Origin of the sequence: Asaia bogorensis (genome assembly GCF_900465345.1) — a bacterium.
Taxonomy (GTDB): Bacteria; Pseudomonadota; Alphaproteobacteria; order Acetobacterales; family Acetobacteraceae; genus Asaia; species Asaia bogorensis_A.
Map to the genome: position 1 here is coordinate 46,205 of NZ_UEGO01000016.1, position 23,319 is coordinate 69,523.

At 59.9% G+C, this 23,319-nt stretch carries 13 protein-coding genes; 9 read left to right on the forward strand and 4 right to left on the reverse strand.

The window, feature by feature from the left end; genetic code table 11:
• The first annotated feature begins 66 nt into the window (after positions 1-66).
• The 8 genes from ED655_RS08360 to ED655_RS08390 all read left to right on the forward strand — a co-directional run bounded on the left by ED655_RS08360 (position 67) and on the right by ED655_RS08390 (position 11,788).
• The gene (locus tag ED655_RS08360) at positions 67-1,527 is read left to right on the forward strand and encodes an NtaA/DmoA family FMN-dependent monooxygenase (protein WP_122049846.1); all 1,461 of its coding nucleotides are present in this window, start codon (positions 67-69) and stop codon (positions 1,525-1,527) included.
• Complete coding sequence (ssuD, locus tag ED655_RS08365; protein ID WP_122049783.1) at positions 1,524-2,771, forward strand: FMNH2-dependent alkanesulfonate monooxygenase; 1,248 nt, start codon at positions 1,524-1,526, stop codon at positions 2,769-2,771. The genes ED655_RS08360 and ssuD overlap by 4 nt, the downstream gene beginning before the upstream one ends.
• On the forward strand, positions 2,771-4,204 hold the full coding sequence (locus ED655_RS08370) for an FAD/NAD(P)-binding protein (protein ID WP_122049784.1): 1,434 nt from the start codon (positions 2,771-2,773) through the stop codon (positions 4,202-4,204). The genes ssuD and ED655_RS08370 overlap by 1 nt, the downstream gene beginning before the upstream one ends.
• Positions 4,201-5,688: an MFS transporter gene (locus ED655_RS08375; RefSeq protein WP_122049785.1), complete on the forward strand. Its 1,488-nt coding sequence runs from the start codon at positions 4,201-4,203 to the stop codon at positions 5,686-5,688. Before ED655_RS08370 ends, ED655_RS08375 begins: the two co-directional genes overlap by 4 nt.
• A gap of 194 nt (positions 5,689-5,882) precedes the next feature.
• Positions 5,883-8,198 (forward strand): TonB-dependent receptor family protein, encoded by a 2,316-nt coding sequence (locus ED655_RS08380; protein ID WP_122049786.1) that lies wholly within the window; start codon positions 5,883-5,885, stop codon positions 8,196-8,198.
• A gap of 207 nt (positions 8,199-8,405) precedes the next feature.
• Positions 8,406-8,576 (forward strand): hypothetical protein, encoded by a 171-nt coding sequence (locus ED655_RS15515; RefSeq protein ID WP_162993444.1) that lies wholly within the window; start codon positions 8,406-8,408, stop codon positions 8,574-8,576.
• Between the two features lie 85 nt (positions 8,577-8,661).
• A complete protein-coding gene (locus tag ED655_RS08385) occupies positions 8,662-10,374 on the forward strand; it encodes a phospholipase C (RefSeq protein WP_205836011.1) in 1,713 nt (570 codons plus the stop codon).
• 109 nt (positions 10,375-10,483) lie between these two features.
• A complete protein-coding gene (locus ED655_RS08390; RefSeq protein ID WP_240993579.1) occupies positions 10,484-11,788 on the forward strand; it encodes a cytochrome-c peroxidase in 1,305 nt (434 codons plus the stop codon).
• Between the two features lie 21 nt (positions 11,789-11,809).
• Here the strand turns inward: ED655_RS08390 and ED655_RS08395 are convergent, their stop codons facing one another.
• Positions 11,810-12,760, reverse strand: a complete 951-nt coding sequence (locus tag ED655_RS08395) for an SPFH domain-containing protein (RefSeq protein WP_122049788.1) — start codon at positions 12,758-12,760, stop codon at positions 11,810-11,812.
• Positions 12,761-12,953: 193 nt separating this feature from the next.
• On the opposite strand from ED655_RS08395, the gene ED655_RS08400 reads away from it, so the two are divergent.
• On the forward strand, positions 12,954-14,024 hold the full coding sequence (locus ED655_RS08400; protein WP_122049848.1) for a cobalt-precorrin-5B (C(1))-methyltransferase: 1,071 nt from the start codon (positions 12,954-12,956) through the stop codon (positions 14,022-14,024).
• A 501-nt stretch (positions 14,025-14,525) separates the two neighbouring features.
• Here the strand turns inward: ED655_RS08400 and bcsD are convergent.
• Genes bcsD through bcsA form a run of 3 tightly spaced genes read right to left on the reverse strand, consistent with a single transcriptional unit; the run spans position 14,526 to position 23,315 of the window.
• Positions 14,526-14,948: a cellulose biosynthesis protein BcsD gene (bcsD, locus tag ED655_RS08405; protein ID WP_122049789.1), complete on the reverse strand. Its 423-nt coding sequence runs from the start codon at positions 14,946-14,948 to the stop codon at positions 14,526-14,528.
• On the reverse strand, positions 14,945-18,643 hold the full coding sequence (locus tag ED655_RS08410; protein WP_162993445.1) for a cellulose synthase subunit BcsC-related outer membrane protein: 3,699 nt from the start codon (positions 18,641-18,643) through the stop codon (positions 14,945-14,947). Before ED655_RS08410 ends, bcsD begins: the two co-directional genes overlap by 4 nt.
• Complete coding sequence (bcsA, locus tag ED655_RS08415; protein WP_122049791.1) at positions 18,633-23,315, reverse strand: UDP-forming cellulose synthase catalytic subunit; 4,683 nt, start codon at positions 23,313-23,315, stop codon at positions 18,633-18,635. Before bcsA ends, ED655_RS08410 begins: the two co-directional genes overlap by 11 nt.
• Positions 23,316-23,319 lie beyond the last annotated feature (4 nt).

A 23,319-nucleotide genomic window follows, 5' to 3' on the forward strand; every position in this document is an offset into this window, starting at 1 on the left:
CACCCCGATCGGCAGGGCGCGGTACCGTCCGGCAAATGCAAGACCCTTCACGTCAATCTGTTCGAAATGGCCTGCGTCAGTCACATCGTCCACGGCATGTGGCGCGAGGAAGGCAACCAGCGCCATCGTTTCGGCGAGATGGCGTTCTGGCTTGAGACAGCCCGCAAGGCCGAGGCTGCGGGGATGGATGCCATCTTTCTGGCGGACGTGATCGGCATTTATGACCGGTTTGGCGGGCTCGATGCGTCATTGCGTCTTGGTTTGCAGATTCCGAATCTCGATCCGCTTTCGCTCATCCCGGCAATGGCCGCCGTTACCACCACGCTCGGCTTTGCCGCGACATTTTCCACCACCTACGAACCACCTTTTGCCTTTGCGCGGCGCATGAGCACGCTCGACCTGCTCACGAATGGCCGCGTGGGCTGGAACGTCGTCACCTCCTACCTGCCCAACGCCGCACGCAATTTCGGCCTGGATGGCGAGCTGGAACATGACAGCCGCTACGACCGCGCCGATGAATATCTCGAAGTGCTCTACAAGCTTTGGGAAGGCAGCTGGGAGGAGGAGGCTGTCATTGCGGATCGCGAAGGTGATCGCTTCAGCGATCCCGGTCGTGTGCGCCACATCAATCATGACGGCACGCATTTCCGTGTCGAGGGGCCGCATCTTGTGCAGCCCACACCGCAGCGCACACCGGTTCTGTTTCAGGCCACCGGCTCGCCACGCGGGCTGAAAACGGCATCACGCCATGCCGAGGCCGTATTCATTGGCGGTCGCACACAGGATGAGGTGCGCAACCATATCGCCCGCACCCGCGCAGCGGCCGCAGCAGAGGGGCGCGATCCCTTAGAGCTGAAATTCTATGTGATGGCCGGTCTCATTGCAGGCCGCACAACCGAAGAAGCCGAGGCCAAACTGGCGCGCTACCGGGCTCTGTATTCCGTGGAGGGCGCACTGGTCCATGCTCAGGCTGAAATCGACCTGCGGCAGTTCGACCCGGCGCTCACCATCGGTCAGGCCCTTTCTCAAAGCGGGCGTGAGTTGGGCAATATGGGGCGTCGCTTTGGTGCCGATCAGACAGTTGGCGCGGCGCTCGCGCAGATCGCAAGCTTTGACGAGGGGCGCTTTTTCATCGCCGGCACGCCAGAGCAGATTGCCGATGCCATCGAGACCTGGCTCGATGAGGACGGCATCGATGGCATCAATCTGCGGCAATATCACAGCCACGAAACGCTGGACGATTACGCCACCCTGATCGCGCCCGAATTGCGCCGCCGCGGAAGGCTGCCGCCTGCCCCGACAGAGGGTGAAACGCTGCGCCATCGCCTGACAGGGCGTGACCGCCTGCCCGACACCCATCCCGCCGCCGCCTATCGCAAGCCCCCGGCCTTCTGGGCCACCCCGCCAGCGCCCGACGCACATCCCATCAGCCCGTCCCAGCCAGCTCGGCGCACGCCAGAATCCGCATCGGGACCACAGACCAGTCCACGGCAAGAGACCGTGCAGAAAGAAAGCGCCCTGCCATGACCCGCCCCCCTTTCTCCCTCCCGTTCGCACCGGCAGACAGCACCTCTTTCGGGGGGCGTTCAGGCGATGGTGGTGCAGCCCACACGACCCCGGACAAGATCAACGTCCTGTGGTTCCTCCCCACGCATGGTGACAGCCGTTATCTTGGCACCAGCGAGGGCGGTCGTGCGGTCGATCTGCCCTATTTGCAACAGATTGCCCGCGCTGCTGATTCGCTGGGTTATTATGGCGTGCTTCTGCCCACCGGGCGCAGCTGCGAGGATTCCTGGGTTGTTGCCTCCGCGCTGGTCACCTCGACCGAGCGTCTGAAATTCCTTGTGGCTGTGCGTCCGGGGCTTCAGTCACCCACGCTCGCCGCACGCATGACCTCAACGCTCGACCGCCTGTCCGGGGGGCGTCTGCTGATCAACGTCGTAACAGGGGGTGACCCGCGCGAGAATGGCGGCGATGGGCTGTTTCACGACCATGCCACGCGCTACGCCATTACCGACGAATTTCTGGATATCTATTCGCGCCTGCTGCGTGGCGAGACGATCGCCCATGAAGGGCCGCATTTCCGCATCGAGGATGGTCGGCTGCTCTTTCCGCCCCATCAGGAAAACGGCCCGCCGCTCTATTTCGGCGGCTCTTCCGATGTCGGGATCGATATTGCGGCAAGACGGGTACAGAAATACCTGACCTGGGGCGAGCCGCCCGCCCTTGTGCGCGAGAAGATCGCCCGTGTGCGCGAGGCTGCTGCGAAAGCGGGTCGCGAGGTCAGCTTTGGCATACGCTTTCACGTCATTGCCCGCGAAACGACGGCAGAGGCCTGGGCAGAGGCAGACCGGCTGATTTCGAAACTCGATGATGCCACCATTGCCGAGGCGCAATCTGTTTTTTCGCGGCTTGATTCCGTGGGACAGTCACGCATGAGCGCCCTGCATGGCGGCCGGCGTGACAAGCTTGAGATCAGCCCGAACCTCTGGGCCGGTGTCGGGCTGGTTCGCGGCGGCGCGGGAACGGCGCTCGTTGGCGATCCGGCCACCATTGCCGAGCGTATGGACGAATACCGTCGCGCAGGGTGCGACAGCTTCATTCTTTCGGGTTATCCGCATCTGGAGGAAGCCTATCGCTTCGGTGAACTTGTGCTGCCGCTCCTGCCAACCGCCCATCCCGTGCGTACGAAGCAGGCCAGCAGCAATATGGGCCCGTTTGGCGAAACCATTGCCGGAAGCCACAGGCCCGGACGGGTCGCGGCGTCATAATGGGCAGCGCATCCCCCTCCTACCCGGTCGCCATTATTGGCGGCGGCGCCTCAGGTGCGATGGTGGCCTATCACCTGCTCCGGCTGCGCCCTGACCTCGCCGCCGGCCAGGTGGCGATTATCGAGCCGCGTGCCCAGCTTGGCGCGGGGCTCGCTTATGGCACGCAGGACCCGCAGCGCCGGATTAATGTGCCCGCGTCGCGCATGAGTCTCGATACCAGCGTGCCGGGAGATTTCCGCGCATGGCTCGATCTCGATGCCCTGTCCGCCACCGATCCTGACGCCTTTCTACCCTCTGGCGATCTCTACCCCTCACGGGCGCAGTTTGGCCGTTATGTCGCGGCACGCCTTGCCCCCGAGATCACTTCGGGGCGGTTGCGGCATATCCGCGCCGAGGCGCTCGATATCACGCGCGACAGGCTTTGGCGTATCGCTCTCAGCGATGGGCCGCCCATTCTGGCGGAACGGCTTGTCATCGCCCTGACCCATCCCTCACCCGCCCTGCCGGTGCCACTCAGGGCACTCGCCCACGACCGACGCGTGATTGCCAACCCGTGGCGTGACGACGCGCTGTCGCGCATCGGGGTGCAGGATCGCGTGGCCATTATCGGAACGGGCCTTACCATGGCCGATGTCGTGGCCAGCCTGACCGCACGCGGCCATCAAGGACCCATCGTCGCCTTCTCGCGGCGTGGGCTACGACCGCGCGCTCATGCTGCCGAGGCCTCGGCGCTCTCTGAACTTCTCCCCATTGCGCCGGCCCCGACCGCAAGGGGCCTGCTGCGCCATGTGCGACAGGCACTACGCGATCATGCCGATCTGTCATGGCACGAAGTGATTGATGCCGCGCGCAAGCAAGGATTTGTTCTGTGGTCGGCACTTTCTCTTCCAGAGCGTCGACGACTGATACGTCACCTGCGCCCCTTCTGGGATGTGCATCGCTTCCGCATTGCCCCGCAGATCGACACCATCCTCACACAGCGTCTGGCCGATAAAACGCTCAGCCTGCGTGCTGCACGCCTCGTGAGTGCAGAAATTTCGGAAGGTGGTGTGCGCCTGCGCATCCAGCCCCGGGACGGAACAAAGCTGGGGGAGCCCTCCTTTCCCCTTGTGGTGGATCACGTGATCAATACTACCGGCCCCGACCATGCAAGCATTGTCGCACACATGCCTGTGCTGCGCTCGCTCGCAGCACAGGGTGCCCTTGCCCCGGACCCGACTGGCCTTGGACTGCACACCAGCCTTGATCATCACGCGCTGTCTGATGGCCACAAGGTGGACTCTGTCTTTATTGCGGGACCGTTGTCACGCGGCACGTTCGGCGAATTGATGGGCCTGCCCGAAGTGACCGAAAACGCGCAAGCGGTGGCCCGCCATCTCGCAGCCCTCCTCTCTCCTGCAACGCAACGTCTGCCCGATGAGGTCCGATCATGAGTGCCGCCCCCTCTCATGCGCCCGAACGCCCGATCATCCGCTCGGCCGATGATATTGCGGCCCTGATCAATCGCGGGCCGAGCGGCAAGGGTCATGCCAATATCATCGTGCTGTTGGCTTTGGGCGGCGTGTTTCTTGACGCCTATGACCTGACGACCCTCTCCTATGGCATTGGCGATGTGCAGAAGCATTTCGGCCTGACCGGCTCACAAACCGGGATGGTCGCGGCCGCCATGAGCGCAGGGACGATTATTGGCAGTATCATGGGCGGATGGTTGACCGACCGTATCGGCCGCTACGCCGTGTTCATGGCCGACATGGCATGCTTCGTTATTGCGGCCCTTGTTGCCGCCGCCGCACCAACCGCGAGCATTCTCATCCTGGCCCGTTTTGCCATGGGGTTTGGCGTTGGTATGGATCTGCCCGTTGCCATGGCGTTTCTCTCCGAGTTCTCGAAACTCTCAGGCAAGGGAAGCAAGGCCGGGCGAGCTGCCGCATGGTGCCCGACCTGGTATGCGGCCTCCTCAGCCTGCTTCATACTCGTGTTTGCGCTCAACGCCATTGTGCCCGCCAGCCACCCGGACTGGCTATGGCGTGCCTCGCTCGGCTTTGGCGCGGTCCCTGCCCTGATCATCATTCTGGTGCGCAGCCGCTACATGAGTGAATCGCCGCTCTGGATTGCCCGCCACGGTGATCTGGAAAAAGCCGCCGCCATCCTGCGCGCCACACATGGGGTGGACCCAGTTCTGCATATCACGGTAGCGCCGCCGCGCCAGACGCCGCCCAGCCTGTTTGCCCTGCTGCGCAAACCCCTGCTCAAGCGCACCACGCTTGTCATTGGCATGAAGATCGTGAGCGCCACCTCCTATGCAGCGATTGCCTTTGGTCTGCCGGGGCTCCTGTCGTCCATGTTGCACCTGCAACGCACCGAAGTGCTGGGTGTGTCGATCCTGCTCAATCTGGTCTTTGCCTTCAGTGGCGGCCTGCTTGGCGTCAGGCTGACCCGCAGCTTCGGATCGCGACCGATCACACTTGCCGGTTATGCCATGCAGGTGGCGGGCATCCTGTTGCTTGCCCTAACCGGTACGCCGCATAGCAGCCTGGGCATCGTGTCGGTGATGAGCGGTTTTGCCCTCTTCCTGTTCGCTCAGGGTTTCGGGCCAGGATGCCAGCAGATGGTCTATCCGACGCTCAGCTACCCGACCGAATTGCGCGGCACAGGCATTGGCTTCACCAATTTCGTGGCAGGCTTCAGTGGCACACTGAGCATGTGGGCCCTGCCCACGCTCTATACAGCACTCGGTATGCAGATCTTCTGGGTCATCCTGATTGCCCCCTTGTTCGGCATTGCGCTGCACATGGCGCTGCGATGGGAGGTGTTCGGCTATGACGCCGATGCTGACCCGACCCTGCGTCATGCCCTGTATCGCACACGCGACGAAAACAGGGGGCAGACGCTCTGCCACTCAAACCAGGCCCCCTGATCGCTCCCTCTTTCATCCTCCGGGCATGAAGGGCTTCTCCCTCTGCGCCCGGACGATCCGCGACCAAATTCAACGATTCTAAATGAGTGAAATAATGAACAACGAAAATATGCCGTTTATTCCCTCACGCGACCGATGTCCGCCTTCTCGCACGCCCTCCAGTTCATTCATCACCCTCCCCGGATATCGCCCTTATGAAACACCGCCACCGATCTGAATTGCCCCTCCTGCGTCGCAACACGCTTGGCACTCATTCCCTCGCCCTTCTGGCCGGGGTGAGCCTTGTTCCCGTCTCGACGGCATTTGCCGCCGTCTCACCGAGCCGCAACCCTGCTCCCGTGCAGCCCGGTCACACGGCCACTCAGCCTGGCTCAAGCGCTGAGTCGCCGTCAGCTTCAGCACACGCAGCTTCGGCAAAAACCACTGATCGAGCCAAAAGGGGCGTCCAGACGCCCGACCGACGCCAGGGTGCCAAGGCTGTCAGCGGCAAAGCGGAATCGATTACCGTTTCACAGCATCGTCTCTCCCCGGCCGCAGCAGCAAGCCGCCAGCTCGAAACCGTGCCGGGTGGGGTATCCGTTATCAGTTCGAAGGAAGTCCTTCGCAGCCGCAATCTGACCAATGCCGATCTGCTGGCCTTCCAGCCCGGCGTCTTTGCCCAAAGCTCTGGCGGCGGCGACGGGTTGCGCCTCTCCATTCGTGGCTCCGGCATCCAGACGGGCACCAACTACTTCCGCTCCGGTATTCTGCTGATGTTCGACGGGCTGCCCGTCACCACCCCTGCCGGCACGCCCTATGAGCTTTTCGAGACGCTGGGCATCCAGTACACCGAGGTTCTGCGCGGCGCGAATGCGTTCGATTATGGCGGGTTGCAGCTTGGGGGTGCCATCAATTACGTGGCGCCCACGGGCTATACGGCCGATCATTTCCAGGCGCGTGTCGAGGCGGGCAGCTTCAATTACAACAAGCAGCAAATCAGTTCTGGCGCCGTGATCGGCAAGTCCGATTATTATATCAGCCTCACCAAATCCTATCGCGGCGGGTATCAGGCCCAGACAGCAGCGAGCAGCTTCGGCGTCAATGCCAATTACGGCTATCGCTTCAATGACAATGTCTCGACACGTCTCTTCTTTCGCTACCGCCAGACGCAGAACGGCTATCCGGGGTATCTGACCCGCGACCAGATCGAAACCAACCCCAAACAGGCACAGGCGCTTTATGCCTCGCTGCACGGGCATCGCATCCAGCCCGGCAGCAAGTTCTATGGCGACATGACCACGATCCGTATCGATGACCGCTCGAAGCTCGAACTCGGTTTCGATTATCAGGATGCGCCGATCGATATCCAAAATACGGCGACCGCCCAGCGCTGGGGCTACAAGACAGTCGCGGGCGTGCTGCGTTACAGCCGCAACGACACTGCATGGGGCCACAAGAGCGAAACGCTGTTCGGCATCGATACCTATACCGATCTGGAAGCGTGGCAGACCAACCGGTCGCGCACCAATACGGGCATTTATGCCAAAATCCCCTTCGGCACCGTGCTGCGCCATTCGAATTATGGTGGCACCGATAATTACTTTCACATACGGAACAATTTTGAGCTTTTCCATAATTTCTGGCTGACGGCGGCCGGTGCGCTTGATTTCGTGCAGCGTTCGACCGAGGTGACCTATCCCACGCAGAGCTCTGTTGGGACCTCCGGGCTCGGCTTTACGCCGCGTGGCGGTTTTCGCTACGTGATTTCGCCCCATGCCTCGATTTACGGCAATGTCAGCCGCAGCTTCCAGCCGCCCAATGACTGGCAGCTTCTGTCGGGTGCGCTCTACACCTCCGGCCCGGCGCAGGGCCTCAATGCGTCAGGGGTGAAGCTCGATAACCAGACCGCCACGACCTATGAAGTCGGCACACGGGGAGAGTGGAAAAACAATCGCTGGAGCGTCTCCTATTACTATTCAGACGTACGCAATGAGCTGCTTTCTGTCATGACGCCGCTCTCCCAGCTTTACGGTGCGGCGACCTACTCCAATGCCAGCCCGACGACGCATCAGGGTGTCGAGGCCTCGCTGGAAACCGATCTCATCAAATGGTCAGGTGGCAAGCTCGGCCTGCGCCAGTCCTATACCTGGCAGGATTTCCACTTCAGGCATGACGCAGTGTTCGGCCATAACGCCCTACCCGGTATCCCGGCGCACTTCTACCAGGGGGAAATACGCCTCGACCTGAGGAACGGGCTTTATGCCAATTTCAACACGCAGGTCTCGTCAAAAGTCTCAGGCTCCTATGACGACACCTATTACGCACCGTCCTACCACATCTTCAATACCACCATTGGATATGAATGGCCGCACAAGCATCGTCAGGTCTTTCTGTCCTTCAACAACCTCGCCAACACGCATTACGCCTCGATCGTCGTGCCGGGCTACATCGCCGCAGGCAAGCAGCTCGCGGTGTTTCAACCCGGCGACGGCTTTGGCGTTTTCGCCGGTGTTTCGGCAGGATTTAACTAGGTTTCAACACGGTTTTTACCTTTTCCAATGTGACATTTTCAGGTTGGGAGGAGCGCCCGTCTCCCAACCGGGAAATCTCCAGAGGCCGGCCTCGAATGCCTGCAACATTCCGACGCGGCGAATTCATGGAACGGTCACACACCGGCTCTCGGGAATCCTTTATCGAGGCGCCGTAACCCGGCACTCTTCTGGAAAAGGAGCAGGTCAATGGAACTTCAGCTTCAGCACGACAGATCCTCAGCCCCTTCAGATCGCTGGCGCCAGACGCTTGTTGCGGCATGGCGGGAGCACCGTCTGACAGCCATTTCCCTGCAATCGCGTCGCAGCGCGCTCATGGCTCTTGATGAAGAGCCCCTGCGTGAGGATGACCAGACCTGAGGCGTGACCCGCTTTACATCCGGCCCCACGCTTCAGACAAAAGGCCGCTTCTCTCCTCGCTGAACAGATGTTATCGCCGTTGATCATGACTCGTCCGACACGTTCTCTCGCCGCCGCCCTCCTTGCCCTGACCTGCCTGAGCCCGAGCCTTGTTGCGAAACCGGCACAGGCGCAGACTGTCCGCGATGCGGCGGAGGGATTCCAGACCAGGACACCCATCAAGCATGTGGTCGTCATTTTCGATGAAAACGTTTCCTTCGATCATTATTTCGCCACCTATCCCCAGGCAGCCAATCTCGAAGGTGAGCCGATTTTCCTGCCGCAGCTTGGCACACCGCCCGCTAATACCCTTCTGCGCGCCAATCTTCTGACCCATAACCCCAACACCAACCCGGCGAATGGTGCGGACGCAGCGCTGCCCTTCCGGCTGGACCGGACGCAGGCCAGCACGGCCGACCAGAATCATGGCTACACGGCCGAACAGATGGCCTATAATGGCGGCAAGGCCGATCTGTTTCCGCTTCACACTGGTAGGGCCTCACCCGGCGGTGTCGGGGCTTTCGCCACGCGCGGTCAGGTCATGGGCTATTTTGATGGCAACACGGTTACCGCCCTCTGGCGCTACGCACAGCGTTTCGCCATGAGCGACAATGCCTTCACCGATACCTATGGTCCCTCCACACCCGGTGCGCTCGAAATCGTTTCGGGTCAGACCAACGGTCTGCATATCACTGCCTCGGCCGAGAAACGAAGCACACGCGAGCATCCCTCGCCCTTTATCCCCGATGGGTCAGGCAATGGCGGGACGGAAGCGGATGATCAGGGGCGTATGACCATGATCAACGATATCGACCCCAGCGGAGACGTCTGTTCGCTTCCCGGTGAGCAGGTCTGGATGGAAGGCCGCAATATCGGTGATCTGTTGACGGCAAAAGGTGTAAGCTGGGGCGGCTTCATGGCCGGGTTCGACCTGTCTGCCCGCAACCGCAACGGAACAACCGGGTGCCAGCGCGCCACCTATTCAAGCATCGTCGCCCAGACAGTGGTGGATTACATTCCTCATCACAACTGGTTCCAGTATTATCCCTCCACCGCCAATCCCAAACATTTGCGCCCTTCGGGTGTTGCGGCCATTGGTCAGACGCTTGGCATGGATGGCAGGACGAAAGACCCCGCCAACCACCAGTATGATCTCGAGGATTTCATCACCGCCACACGCGCCGGTCATATGCCTGCGGTGTCGTTCCTCAAACTTCCCGCCTTTCAGGATGCCCATGCGGGCTATTCCAACCCGCTGGACGAGCAGGAAGGTGTGGTACGTCTGGTCAATTTCATCCAGTCCCGTCCTGAATGGAAGGACACGGCCATCATCATCGCCTATGATGACTCCGATGGCTGGTATGACCATGCCTTCGTCAAACCCCAGCACAGCTCTCATGACCTGCAGGCCGATCAGCTGGATGGCCCTGGCCAGTGTGGCAACGCGCCTGCCCCTGCCGGGGTGAAGGGCAAACCGGTCAACGGGCGATGCGGTCCGGGCACGAGGACGCCGCTTCTGGTTCTTTCCCCCTGGGCACGCCACAATGCAATTGACCATACCCTGCTGACCCAGAGTTCAGTCCTGCGCTTCATCGAGAATAACTGGCTTGCCGGGGCGCGCCTTGGTGGCGGATCATTCGATCAGGACGCGAACGACCTCGATACGCTGTTCGACTTCAAGGGACAGCCTGACCTGTCGCCGCTCTATCTTGCCCCCAGAGACGGCTCGATCCTACATGATGCGCCGACGGTCTTCTGAAAAATCGCCTGCACCCACTGCATCCCGCATTGACGCACCAAGGCCTGTGCAAGGCTGGCGTGCCCGTCTGATCCAGCGAGTATTCCCGCTTTGGATCGGGGCCGTCTGGATGCTGGGCTGTCATCCCGGTCTGGCCCTGTCCGCCCCGCAAAGCGCCGCGCCTGAATGCAGCATACGTGCCGATGGCAGCAATCCCTGCCCTGTCACGCTTCTGCGTCCGGTGACAGCGCCCCTTTCCGCGATGGCCCGACTGGGCCGCGATCTGTTCAACGACCCCAAACTTTCGGGGTCGGGGCAGCTTTCCTGCGCTTCCTGCCATGTGCCAAAGGCTCATTACGCGCCCGATGATGACCGTGTATTTGCCCGCGGTGGACGGACGATGCAGGCTGCGGGCGTGAGGGCGGTGCCGTCTCTCACCTATCGGGAGCGCCAGCCGCCCTTCAGTGTCGGGCCGGATGATGCCACCAGCGAGGCCGCACCCCCTGCTCCTGCGCAGGCAGGCCCAGAGACGCCGCGCGCAGCCAAATCTGCAGGCAACACGGCGGCCTCTGCCCTGGCCCTCGTGCCTCAGGGCGGATTGTTCTGGGACGGCCGGGCCGATACGCTACAGGCGCAGGCAGCGGGGCCCCTTTTCGATCCGCGCGAAATGGCCGCCACGCAGGCTGATGTCGTGCAGCGCCTGCGTCATGCACCGTACACGAATTCATTGATGGCGCTGGTCGGTGGCTCAGCCTCCGATGATATGCTGGTCGCAGAGGCACTCTTTGCCCTTGCACGATACCAGATCGAATCGCCCGGCTTTCACCCTTACTCCAGCCGCTATGATGCCTGGCTTGAGGGCAAGGCGCGTCTGACACCCCATGAAGCCGAGGGTCTGACGCTCTTCAATGATCCGCAAAAGGGAAATTGTGCCGCCTGTCATCTCAGCACGGTCGATGCAGAGGGGCGACCACCGCTTTTCACCGATCATCAATACGAGGCCCTTGCCGCGCCACGACAGAAACTCGCCCTGCCCGGCAGTGTGGATCTGGGTCTGTGCGCTGCCGGCCGGACCGATATCGGCGCTGCCTCTGGCTATTGCGGGTTCTTTCGCACTCCCTCACTGCGCAACAGCGCCACGCGTCGGCATTTTTTCCATAATGGCGTGTTCACCTCCCTGCGTGAGGTGATGGATTTCTATGTGCTGCGCGATATCGAGCCCGCGCGCTTCTATCCTCGCAACAGAGACGGAACGATCGCCCTTTATGACGATCTGCCCAAGCGATACCGCGCCAATGTTGACAGGAATGACGCGCCTTTCGGGCCGCGTGACAAACCTGCCCTGACGGAGGCCGAACGCAACAGGATTGTGGATTTTCTCAACACCCTGACCGACGCCCCTGCTGACGGTCAGGAGCACCCCACACCCCCATGATCCGCATTTGTCGCGTGCCGATCAGACGATTGATGAGACGAATTGCCCTGACGTGGCCGCAGCGATCTGACCAACATTCATGTCGGTTGGAACAAAGATGACGGTTGCCTTGCCCGAGCGGCTGGCGGTCACCACCATATCGGCCTGATTGACATTCTGCATGAGGGTCAGGATCGCTTCTTCACTCACACCCGGCACGCTCTGACGAAACAGCTCTGCCGCCTCGGCAAACCCTGCCGCAATCGCCTTGCGTTCATTGGCGATACCCTCACCCTGTAGCTTTTTGCTCTCGGCCTCGGCGCGGGCAATACCGACGCGCCGCACCATTTCGGCCTCGGCTTCAGCCTGCGCGGCGTCCTTGCGCGCAATGGCGGCCAGCTTGTTGTTCATGGCCTCCTGAATCTCACGTGGTGGCATGGGCTGCTCGATCGTGACGCCATGGATATCAAGACCCGATTCAAGGGCATCGGCCACCTGATCGGCAATGACACGGCGGGCAATCTCGTTGCGTTGCGAGTAGAGCGCGGCCAGCGTCATCGTGGACGCAATCTGCCGGATTTCATTCTCTACCCGAAAGACCAGACGCTTGACGGGCTGCGATACCTTGTAGGCGTAGTTGAACACGGCCTCGCTGTCATCACGGACACTGTAAAGCAGCACCCAGCGTATCTCGATGAACACGTCATCCAGCGTCTTGACCTCGGAAGAGGTCTCTACCTGCATCTGCTGGAGGGACACCTTGTACGAAACGCGTGTGAGCAAAGGGATACGGAAGTGAATACCGCTTTCGAGAAGCTTGCGCTGCGGCTTGCCGAGAAATTCGGTGACGTAAACCATCCGCCCCGGCACGATCATGATCCCGCCGAACAGCAGACAGAAGACGAGGAACAGGGCGAGAACCACAACAATGGTGAGAAGAACGGGCGCGGGAATGGTCAGTGTTTCCTTCTTGCAGGAGAAGCCCCCAACCATAGCCGTGTTATCCAGCTAATACAGAGAGAATTGTTACGTCCGCATTGTTGAGCACACCAGACAAGATGTGTGCCTTTCCGTTGCTATTGCTCCATCACGCCGCACTGGCGGCGCGGGGCCGTCTATGTAAAGAACACACAGACCTGCAACAGGAGGTATTTCCTCCCCCGCGATGAGAGGAGCCAACGCCGTCATGACGCAAGCCACGGCCCTGCGTCGCGGATGGACAACCGGAAGCTGCGCAACGGCAGCAGCCAAGGCAGCCTGGTCTCTGCTGCGGCACGATATCTGCCCCGACCCGGTGACGATCAGCCTGCCCGGCGGCAAGGAAGCCTGTTTTGCGCTCAACGGGCATGGGAAAGACGGCCGAACCGCATGGGCCAGTGTGATCAAGGATGCCGGTGACGACCCGGATGTGACCCATGGTGCCATAATGCGCGTGACGGTAGAGCAAGCCTTTCCGGGCGCGGGTGTCACCTTTCGCGCAGGCGAAGGCGTTGGCACCATCACCCAGCCCGGCCTGCCTCTGCCGCCGGGAGAGCCCGCCATCAACCCGGTGCCCCGACAAATGATCCGCGCAGCACTCCTGCAGGTCACACCAGAAGGGGCGGATGCCATCGTGACGGTCTCGATTGCCGATGGTGAGATGCTGGCCAGACAGACGCTCAATGCTCGCCTTGGCATCATTGGCGGTCTCTCCGTTCTGGGAACGACCGGCATTGTCATACCCTATTCCTGCTCGGCCTGGATCCATTCGATCCATCGCGGCATCGATGTCGCACGCGCTCTTAGCCTCCCCCATATCGTGGCGAGCACCGGCGCGACCTCGGAAAATGCTGCGCGGTTGCGCTACGGAGTGAGTGAGGCCGCGCTCATCGAGATGGGTGATTTTGCGGGTGGCTTGCTGAAATATCTCCATCGGCATCCGGTGCAGCGCCTGACCCTCGCTGGCGGTATTGCGAAGATGACCAAGCTGGCTGAGGGCCATCTCGATCTGCATTCCAGCCGCACCCTGGCCAATCCGGCCGCGCTACGCAGCATTGCCGCTCCCCTGGGCTTATCCGCCTCCCGCATGGCACAACTCGACGCAGCCAAGACCATCGCGCAGGGCTACGCCGCCCTCGCTGATGAAAGGCTGGGCAACCTCATTGCCGAAGCGGCCTGCGCCACCGCCCGCAAAACGCTTGATTATCCAAACTGTGAGATCGGGGTTCTGGTGGTGGACCGGCAAGGCCTGATCATAGGCGCCAGCACACTGGCGTGACCCCTGGCATCGATTTCAGGGAAGCCTTCTGCCTGATCGCTGCACATATCGAGATCAATGCTCAGGCGACGCAGCAGACGTGGTCCACTGCGTCGGCTAAGGGTTTTCCCTAGCATGAGAGGTCAGCCAGAATGGCGCGGCCACAGCATTTGCAGCGGGGCATAGGGTGATAAGGGCCACATCCACTGCGACTGGCACAAGGCAACCATGACGACGCAGCGTTATCATCCGAATGGCGACGCCTATCGCGACTCCTTACCGGGCCTCCCGTGAAGGAAACACTAGTCAGATAACAAGCCGTTGGGTCGTCATCTTGAGATGAAGAGACAGGGCCTCATGTGCAGAGACATGCCTCCATACCCGCGCTGCTGCATTCCTGCAAACGCAGGTCATACTCCTGATCCATCAGGTCCGGATCCGGAAGTATGATGGCGCGATGCGTGGGGTTGTAGACGCGTCGATAGCATCACAAAGCCCCCTGCCGATGACCCTCTCCTGCACTCAGTCGCGAACGTCAACCATGAAAAGCAGCACCTTGCCACCGGCTGGTGTCACATGCCGAAGAGTCACAGCTTCACCCATCTGAGCAAACCACCCGGTCAGAATTCCGGCGTAGAAGCTTGCGAACCAGGCGCCTGTCGGTTTGCCCAGTGCCCCGACAGTCGGATGATCGTGCAGATGCACATGCAGGATATTCTTCTGCTGGTCGTAAGCCAATTCGATCCTGCMCCAACCGATGAGCGCAAGGAGGGCATTGCATTCAAGTTCGAAGGAAGCCGTGCTGTTGCATGACGGCAAGGGCAGACGTCCGGCCATACGCGCGCCGACGCTGTAAAGGAGAGCATCACTCTCCTCTGCTCCGGCCTGCAATTCAAGTTCAGTGGCGAGAGAGTGGATGAAAAGGGAAAAGTCAGGCGAAATCATTTCGTCCCCAGAAAGCTATATTTGGCCGCGACAAAAGCTCTTACTTCATTCCAAGGCCCAGCCTTCTGGTAATCTGCATTGAGGCTAAGCTTGAGATTAGGCGTCATTCGATAATCTATAGCGCCATAGATTCCGCCTGTCAGACCATTGGCAGAATTTCCATCCTGATAGGCATAAAGCGGAGCAACATTCGCCAGTAACGCCTGCGTATCCGAATTGGCTGGAAAGGTTTGAGACCGCGACGAGTGGTAGGTCTGATAGCCTACACGACCGATCACACGCCAGTCGATCTGTTTATAGGACCCCGCATAGGTGACCGGAAAAGTGAACGCCACGAAATTCTGGGGGGAGAAATATCCGCCATTACCGAAGGTAAACTGATATTCGTTGCGATCATAACCGAACCACGTAAGGTCCATGCCGAGATGGAGATTATGACGCAGATCGGGGCGCTCCTGGCTCCAGATCCTGATCTGTCCCCCTGCTCCAGCCTCATAGCCGGTATTGCTTCGTGTATTGCGCCCGGTCAGATAAGACCCGCCGCCACGCGCATATAACGAGGCATTTTCATCGCCATAGGCGAGCTGAGCATAAAGACGATTACGTACAACGCCGCCCCATGTTGCACCAGACGCATCACGTAGCCCGGAATAGGAGATAAGGGAGTCCTGCACTGATCGACGTTCGGCACCAATCGTGAGGATCGTGTTTCTGGCTAGCTTCGGCGATACGCTTACGCCACCAAGAACATTCGTCACTGCGAAGCCGAGCGGCGACGTACCGGCATCCAGGGTAAGCCAGCGCCAGTCGTAACGACCCGAAAGTGCGACGCCCGTCGCATTCATGGAACTGCTCTGGTTCAGAGGACCACCAATAACACTATTCAACGGATTATAGCCGATATCACGTGGCCCGTTTACGTCGCCGCTGTTATAGGACCGGCTGCTCAGGAAGGTTGGTGTGGCAGCAAGGCGGATATGACCGCCGCCCACAGGGAGCGATCCAGCGATATCTGTCGTGACATTGCTCAGGCCATTCAGCCCGGAACCCGACCGGCTGTCGATACCGGGAGAGATCGTTACGGACGCCGCCATGCTGTCACTGATCTGCGTCAGCTCGTCATCCATCTGCCGGATCAGCGGATCTGTCTGGTTACTTTGCAGGGTGACATCTTCGCTCGCAAATGGGTTTGTACGTCGCACATAGGATTCATGGCTGGGCGCGATCTGCTCCACGCGCAGGAGGCGTGCTTGGGCCAGTTCGCGCACAGCCGCGCGAATGTTACCCCTGGCCCGATCAAGCTGCGCCGCCGCATACCAGCTTCTCGGATCCGTCGGCGCGATGGCATTCATCTGCTGCACATAGCCGCTTGCTTCAGCATATCGATGCATAGAGACACAGGTCTGGATCAGCGCAAGCCGCGCATCAAGATCGCTGGGGTCATGTTGCACTGCCTGCAGGGTGATCTGATAGGCCTGTGCGTATTGCCCTCCCGAACTGTAAAGCCGCGCAAGTGCGAGATTGGCGGCGACCGGTGGATCAGGCCTGTTGAGCGCTGGAGCCAACGCTTCATAGGCACGGGCACGATTGCCTTGATCATTGAGATGATCGGATGTTGCGACCGCCAGGCCGGTGTCGATCTGTGCCAGTTGCGTTGCCTGTGTTGCATCAAGCGACGCCCCCTTGAGCGACGCTGACAGCCGTCGGGCACGTTCCAGATCGTGCATATGCAGGTAGGCTCCTGCATAGGCCAGCCTTTGCGATGGCGTGAGCCGACCCCCTGCTCTAGCAATCTGCAGATCGAGAATTTGCGATGCGCCAGCCCGGTCGTCGCGGTCATAGAGCGTGGTGGCGATCACCTGGGCAAGGCTACCGTCGGGATCACCCTGGTCGAGCAGATGCGCAAAATAGAAACGTGCAGAATCAGGATCTGTCGGGGCATTGGCGACCTGCGCCCGCAGATCGGCCTGTCTCAGCACCTTGCGCAGATCAGGTGTCATGGACCGCTCTGGAACCCGTGCACGCAGTTGAGCGACAGTTCTCTCATCGCCCGTCTGTGCGGCATAGAACAAGGCAGCTTGCAAAGCCGCTGGATCGCGCGCTCCGTCGCCCCTTATCAGCGGCGCCATGACCTGTTCGGCGTCCGCACGACGGTTTTCGCCAAGCAGGGCCTGCGCGTAGTGCAGTCGTGACCACGGCGAGAGTGCATTCTCCTGATCGGCATGCTGGAAAATTGCCAGCCGGTCAGTCTGGGTGGCGGCAAGTCCGGCCTGACTGTCGTAGATCAGCGACTTCAACTGTGGATTTTCGAGCGGGCTCTGGGAAAGAACCGTATTTGCTTCGTCATAGCGGCGATCCTCGATTAACGCCCTGACAAGGCGCTCCCGGTAGGAAACGTTGCGTGGCTCGGCCGCAATAAGTGCTTCGTAGGCTGCGATGGCTTCATCGCGTCGGCCTGTCCGCTCGAGGATATCTGCGCGCATGGCCCTCAGCCATGATTGCCCTGGCGACTGTTTGATCATCGGGTTGATCAACGCCAATGTTTCGGCATATCGCTCATGGCTGAAGAGATAATTCGCTCTGGCGTAGGAATCATTGAGTACTGCGCCGCTCTCGGCAGCCTTCCATCGTGCCGCTGAGGAAGGATCTGCTTCCATAGCACGATCGAGGTAAGTTTTGGCCTCGCCGTCGCGATGCTGACGAAGCAGGGTTACACCGAGCCCGCCAAGCGTATCTGCATCATTAGGTGCGGTTGTCAGGGCCTGGCGAAAGGAAACGATCGCTGCCTGAAGATTATTGGCTCGCAGTGCATCCCAGCCCTTTTGACGCTCGCTCTCGAAAGGCTTCAGCGTATTGCCCAGCGCGCGACCGCGCAGCGCCTGGATATCCTTGTCCTCCGGATGGCTGGCGAGATAGGAACTGATGACCGCATCGGACGATGCCGTAGCAGGAAGCCAGAGCACTGATTGCCGCGTCGTCGAATTGATCTGCTGGCGTTGCGCTTCGGTAAGGTTCGGCATTTTTGCCAGAGCCTCGAGACGCTGGATGCCGGTCACACGGTTCTTTTCATCCCAGACAAGGGACTGAGCATAGGCGATCTGATACTCGACGTTATTGGGCGCGCCTGACACGAGCTTTGCCAGCCCCTGCTGCGCTTTTGCACGCTGATCGGGGACACCCGCCAGGGTGCGATAATATTCGAGAGCATAAAGCGAAGGGGGGCGATCGGGGAAAGCCTTCAGATAGGCAGCAGCTGCCTGCGCCGTCGCGCCACGCTGCGCAAGGGTTCGCGCATTCTGGACATCGCTACCCGGTGCTGAACGTGCCTGAAGGTCCATATCGAGCAGCCGCCCGGCATCGGGATCGTTACTGTGGTCTCGTATCTGCTTGAGAATACGATGCGCCCCGGCAATATCGCCTTCCTGAAGGCTCATTTGCCCTTCGAGAACAAGGACATCAGGGTCGGAAGGCGCTAACTGCCTGGCCTGATTCAGCGCGATGCGCGCATCATCCAAACGCCCGTGCTCGAACCAGTAACGTGCACGTTTGACCACCGCCGGGAGGATTTTCCCCGTATCCGACGAAATCCCATTCTGTTCAGGCGCAGGATCAGCAAACGCCTGAGCAGAAGTGAAGCTGGCAAGAAGCGCTGCCCGCAGCGCGATCTTGCGAAATCTGTGGCGGTCAGCGATCACGATGCAATTCCCTGGCGCGACGGCGTGCATGATTGGTGAGAACAGGGAACAGGATCAGAACACCCAGCCCGACGCCGACCACAGCGAGCAAAATGACACGGAAAGGGTGATCACCCAGGTAGAGATCGGGCCAGAACCAGAATGGGACCGAACCGATCGAATACGTGGGCAGATTGCGGGTCGCGAGAATATGCGTGCCGTTGATCAGCGCGAGATCACCCTGAATCATGGGCTGGGTCTTTGAATTGCGCATTGCCTGAATGAGGCGCTCAAGACCCTGGGGATTTTCGCTGAGCATCAGGAGCATCGTCGCATTTGACGAAAATGGCGAATGACGCTCGATCAGGGCGCCCCCGTCCCCGAGAGACGTTGTTGCGCCCAGTGCCTGCAACGTGCTTGCCTGGCCCCCTTCGTCGCCTCCCGTCATCGAGCGGGCGAGCAGTCGGAAAGGCGCAAGAATTCCTGACCGTGTATAATTCAGGGTCGTACCCGAAAAACTGTACGGCGTGCCGCGCAGGAAGCGTTCGACTGCCGATGACGAAACCGAGGTGTCCATGACAATCAGATTGCGGCTCTCTGTTTCGGACACAGCATCTGCATGCAGCACTGTCAGGCCGGAAACCGGGAAATGGGTAGAGGCACCAATCATCCCTACCAGATCAAGAAAGGCGGACTCGACTCCTTCAGAGTGATTGGCGGGCAAGACAATTGCTGTATCCGAAAGGTCGGCCATCCGGGTGAACGGAAAACCTGAATTCGCGAAAAAAGCAAGATTGGGCAGCTGGGTGTAATGATAGGCCCGTGTCAGATCAATGGTCGAGTCCGGGTCGATGCTCATGCGCAGATCCTGCGTCATGCCGCTGCAATCCCGCCGGCCGATAGGTCGGCTTTCCAGGTAGAAGCCCAGTGTATTGGCACCGTAGATAGCCCAGGGTGGTATCGACACATGAGCAGACTGCGCGCGCGACGCGTCAGGCCACAGACGGCGCAGCCACCCCGGCAGCTCGGAAGGCGGCGCGAGCGAGACGCTCTTCAGGTAAATCCCATTTACGCTGACATCGACATGGGACCGCTGACGGTCGATCTCGGTACCAAGCGGCCCCCGCACCGTGAAATGCATGCTCAGTGGATGGGAGCGCCAGGTGTAGATGTCAGGTGTTGTACGGAAAGGAACAGAGATTGTGCCCGGGACATATCCGTACCCCTGCAAAGTCGAGAGCGAAACAAGATCACCAATGCGGATAGGCTGACCGCGCGAGACGAAACCAGGAGCATCGAACGGGGTGCGGGGCTCTATGGTGACCGGCGGCGCGTTTATTCGGGACTCGTGTGGGAAGCCTTTGCTGGAAAACGCAACAGAACGTGCAGCGGCGAGAACCTCATCGTCTGTCCGCCCGGTCACGATGAGAATCGCCCCAAAGGGATCATTCGCATTGACTGTCTCGATAACTGTCGGCCCCGACACAGGCGCCTGTCCGGCGAGCATCTGCCCCAGACCCGACGCCGGTCCGACGAGAACAGCCCCGCCCGAAGGTGGGAGTTGCGACAGCACAGGAAAGGATGCGCCGCGATAATCGCTCTGGGCGCCAAACCATGACGCGAGGATAGCCGACGCCTCCAGCGTATGGGGTGAACTCTGACGTGCGATCACAAATGGCACCCGTGCCGGCGTCAGCACAGCCTCATTGAAAAACGGCGCTGGCAAGGTAGCGAGATCACGTGAGGGCGGCAGCGGAGCCGACGTGATCGAAAGGCTTGATTGACCAAGAACCTTTGCCCACAGCATCGCACTCGTCTGGTCACCGCAGCTAAGTGTGTACTGCCCGGCAAAGTGGAAGGTCAGGACATTGTGTTCCTTGAAGAAAAGCGGATTGATCGTGAATGCAAGCCCGTCGAACTGAGGTTTAGCCTTGTCAGGGTGTATGACTCCGATGAACTGATCATTCAGGAAAATCGTCACGCCGCTGCCTGCCGGCAACATGTCAGGCGACATGGAGCCATGCAGTGTGAGTGTGGCTGCGGTGACGACTTCTGATGAGGGCACACCAAAATTGAGACCCTGGATCGGTATCCAGGCCGTCATGATCAGCGTATCGGCGCTACCTAGCTGGCTGAAACTCCACGAGGTGGTTCTTGCATTTTCCAGCTCCTCCCGCGCCGTACCGGGCATATCAGCAGTTGCCTGGGCACCGGAAGAGCCTGAGGGTTGAAGCAAGCCACCAGTCGCCGCAGGTGTGACAGGCGGCGGCTCGGGCGCGGAGGGAGCGGCGGATATCGGAGACGCGGGGACGGTACCTGCCGGCGGCTGACTGGGTGGGGGAGCCGCCGCTGTCTGTGTCGGTCCCGGCAAAGCGCCCACCCCTGTGGGCATGGGAAGATCGGCCGCGCTCTGCTGTGCCTTGGCGCAGGGTGCGGCGAGCATCGTTCCTACGCCCATACTCAAGACGATGATTTTTATCAGACCCGCCTTGGGACGTACGATAACGGCCGTTTTCTGAGGAACAGACTGGACAGTGCGCGGCTTGAGAGAAACGACTGTCTTCCTTTTGCGAAAGGTCGCCGGCTTGAACAGATCAACAATGCTGCGCAAAAGCAGGAGAATTGAACGCGGCAGGCTGTCCGGCCTGTAATCGGCCCAGCTGGCCCATGCATCCCGTCGACCGAATATGACTCGCACGATCTGGGCCTCCTGTAGAATTGTTTTTGTGGTCCAACTGAGCGCGAGCGTGCCTTGCGATGTGGCGCGTATGACCTTTGCAGGAAGCGCATAGGTCTCATTTCTGTCCGGGACGATAACGGTGATCAGACTGTTGTCGGGAAGAGCCTCAGCCGGTGCATGGCCATGCAACATCCCACCACCACTGGACATGTTCTCACTTGTGTATTGGAACATGCGGCCATCAGCCGTGCATACGGTGACGGGGATAACCATCTCGACGCGATGGCTGCGACGGATCTGCATGGACTCCCGCCCGATGGAAATCGCAGCCAGCACGATAACGATGCTTACCGTGATCCACAGGATGTTCATCAGCAACGCGTTCGTCACGATCGTATCATGATGGGTATGGGCAAGCCGAAAGAGGCCGACGCCCAAAGACGCGAAAAGAGCCACGGCAAGATAGACATTCGGGTAGATCGCGCTCCAATCGAGATAGGAACGATCCAGCAATCCCCCTTTCTCCGTCACGTTGAACTTCCCTCGGCGTGGAAAGATGAGCGTCATGATGCTTACGCGCGCCAGGAATGGCGCCAGCGTGGTTTCATAAACCTCGCTCCAGAGCGAGTAGCGCCAGTTGCGGTTCGTGCGCGCTGACGTCACGACGCTGTGGATGAGGTGAGGCACGGCATAGATTGCGATCGCAAACGGCGAGGCATCAATCAGGGTCTGATTGAACAGCAGATATGCCATGGGCGATGTCAGAAAGATCAGACGCGGTATGGCAAAGAGAAAACTGGCGATAGCAGCAAAATAGCACAGGCGCTGGGCGAAGTTCAGGCCAGGTCCGGTAAGGGGATTATCAAGCCTGAGAATCTGCAGCATGCCGCGCGCCCAGCGCATCCGCTGTCCCACATGCAGGATAAGGCGCTCGGTCGAGAGACCGGCAGCGAGCGGCTTGGCGAGATAGGCCGTTGACCACCCACGCCGCTGCAATTTCAGGGCGGTATGCATATCTTCCGTGACCGTCTCAACTGCCACGCCCCCGATTTCCTCGAGCGCAGCGCGCCGGATCACGGCACATGAGCCGCAGAAAAACGTGGCGTTCCAGAAATCATTCCCGTCCTGGATCAGACCATAAAAGAGATTTCCTTCCGGTGGCACGATTGCCCCATGTGAGAAATTTCTCTGGAACGGGTCTGGAGAGTAGAAATGATGAGGGGTCTGGATGAGGGCGAGATGCGGCTTGAACAGAAACGGCGCAACGGTTTCCTGAAGAAATGTTCTGCTAGCGATATGATCGCAGTCAAAGATAGCAATCAGCTCGCCTTTCGTCAGCTGCATTGCATGGTTCAGGTTCCCAGCCTTGGCATGGTTATGCTCTGAACGGGCGATGTAACCAGCACCGCAGGATTCCGCGAATTCGCGGAATTCTTCACGGTGTCCATCATCGAGAAGATAAACATTGATCCTGTCACTGGGCCAGTCAATACCCATCGCTGCCAGAACGGTCTGCCTGACGATACGCAGTTCCTCATTGTAGGTCGGGATATAGATATCCACACTCGGCCAAAGCGAAACATCCTTGGGCATGGGTGTTACCTTGCGTTCCAAAGGATGGAGTGTCTGGAAATAGCTCAGGATGAGCATGACAAAGGCGTAGATTTCAGCGAGGACAAGAACGATGCCAAGGACTGATTGCGTCCAGGTACTGAAATTGAGTGTCTCGGTGAGCCTCCAGCTCAGATAACGCAGAGACACAATGATTGACAGCCCCTTGAGCACAAGCGTGGCACGCGGGCCTGGATGCCGGTTGACGAGCATGAAGAGTACAATGCCAAACACACATACAAGTGTTTGACCTGCCAGATTGAGATGCACGAAAGCAGCAATGATCATGCACAGGATCGCGAAAGCGACCAGCCCCGTCTTGACGGCCGTCCGTCCCGCGGAATGGTCCGCGTCATCAATCCATGATTCCAGTATGGCGACCATATGCCTGACGTGCTTCATCTGC

Excerpts from the sequence above, each read along its gene's own strand:
- ED655_RS08360 (WP_122049846.1), top strand. The coding sequence starts at position 67 with ATGGCCTGCGTCAGTCACATCGTCCACGGCATGTGGCGCGAGGAAGGC.
- ssuD (WP_122049783.1), top strand. The coding sequence starts at position 1,524 with ATGACCCGCCCCCCTTTCTCCCTCCCGTTCGCACCGGCAGACAGCACC.
- ED655_RS08370 (WP_122049784.1), top strand. The coding sequence starts at position 2,771 with ATGGGCAGCGCATCCCCCTCCTACCCGGTCGCCATTATTGGCGGCGGC.
- ED655_RS08375 (WP_122049785.1), top strand. The coding sequence starts at position 4,201 with ATGAGTGCCGCCCCCTCTCATGCGCCCGAACGCCCGATCATCCGCTCG.
- ED655_RS08380 (WP_122049786.1), top strand. The coding sequence starts at position 5,883 with ATGAAACACCGCCACCGATCTGAATTGCCCCTCCTGCGTCGCAACACG.
- ED655_RS15515 (WP_162993444.1), top strand. The coding sequence starts at position 8,406 with ATGGAACTTCAGCTTCAGCACGACAGATCCTCAGCCCCTTCAGATCGC.
- ED655_RS08385 (WP_205836011.1), top strand. The coding sequence starts at position 8,662 with ATGACTCGTCCGACACGTTCTCTCGCCGCCGCCCTCCTTGCCCTGACC.
- ED655_RS08390 (WP_240993579.1), top strand. The coding sequence starts at position 10,484 with ATGCTGGGCTGTCATCCCGGTCTGGCCCTGTCCGCCCCGCAAAGCGCC.
- ED655_RS08395 (WP_122049788.1), bottom strand. The coding sequence starts at position 12,760 with ATGGTTGGGGGCTTCTCCTGCAAGAAGGAAACACTGACCATTCCCGCG.
- ED655_RS08400 (WP_122049848.1), top strand. The coding sequence starts at position 12,954 with ATGACGCAAGCCACGGCCCTGCGTCGCGGATGGACAACCGGAAGCTGC.
- bcsA (WP_122049791.1), bottom strand. The coding sequence starts at position 23,315 with ATGAAGCACGTCAGGCATATGGTCGCCATACTGGAATCATGGATTGAT.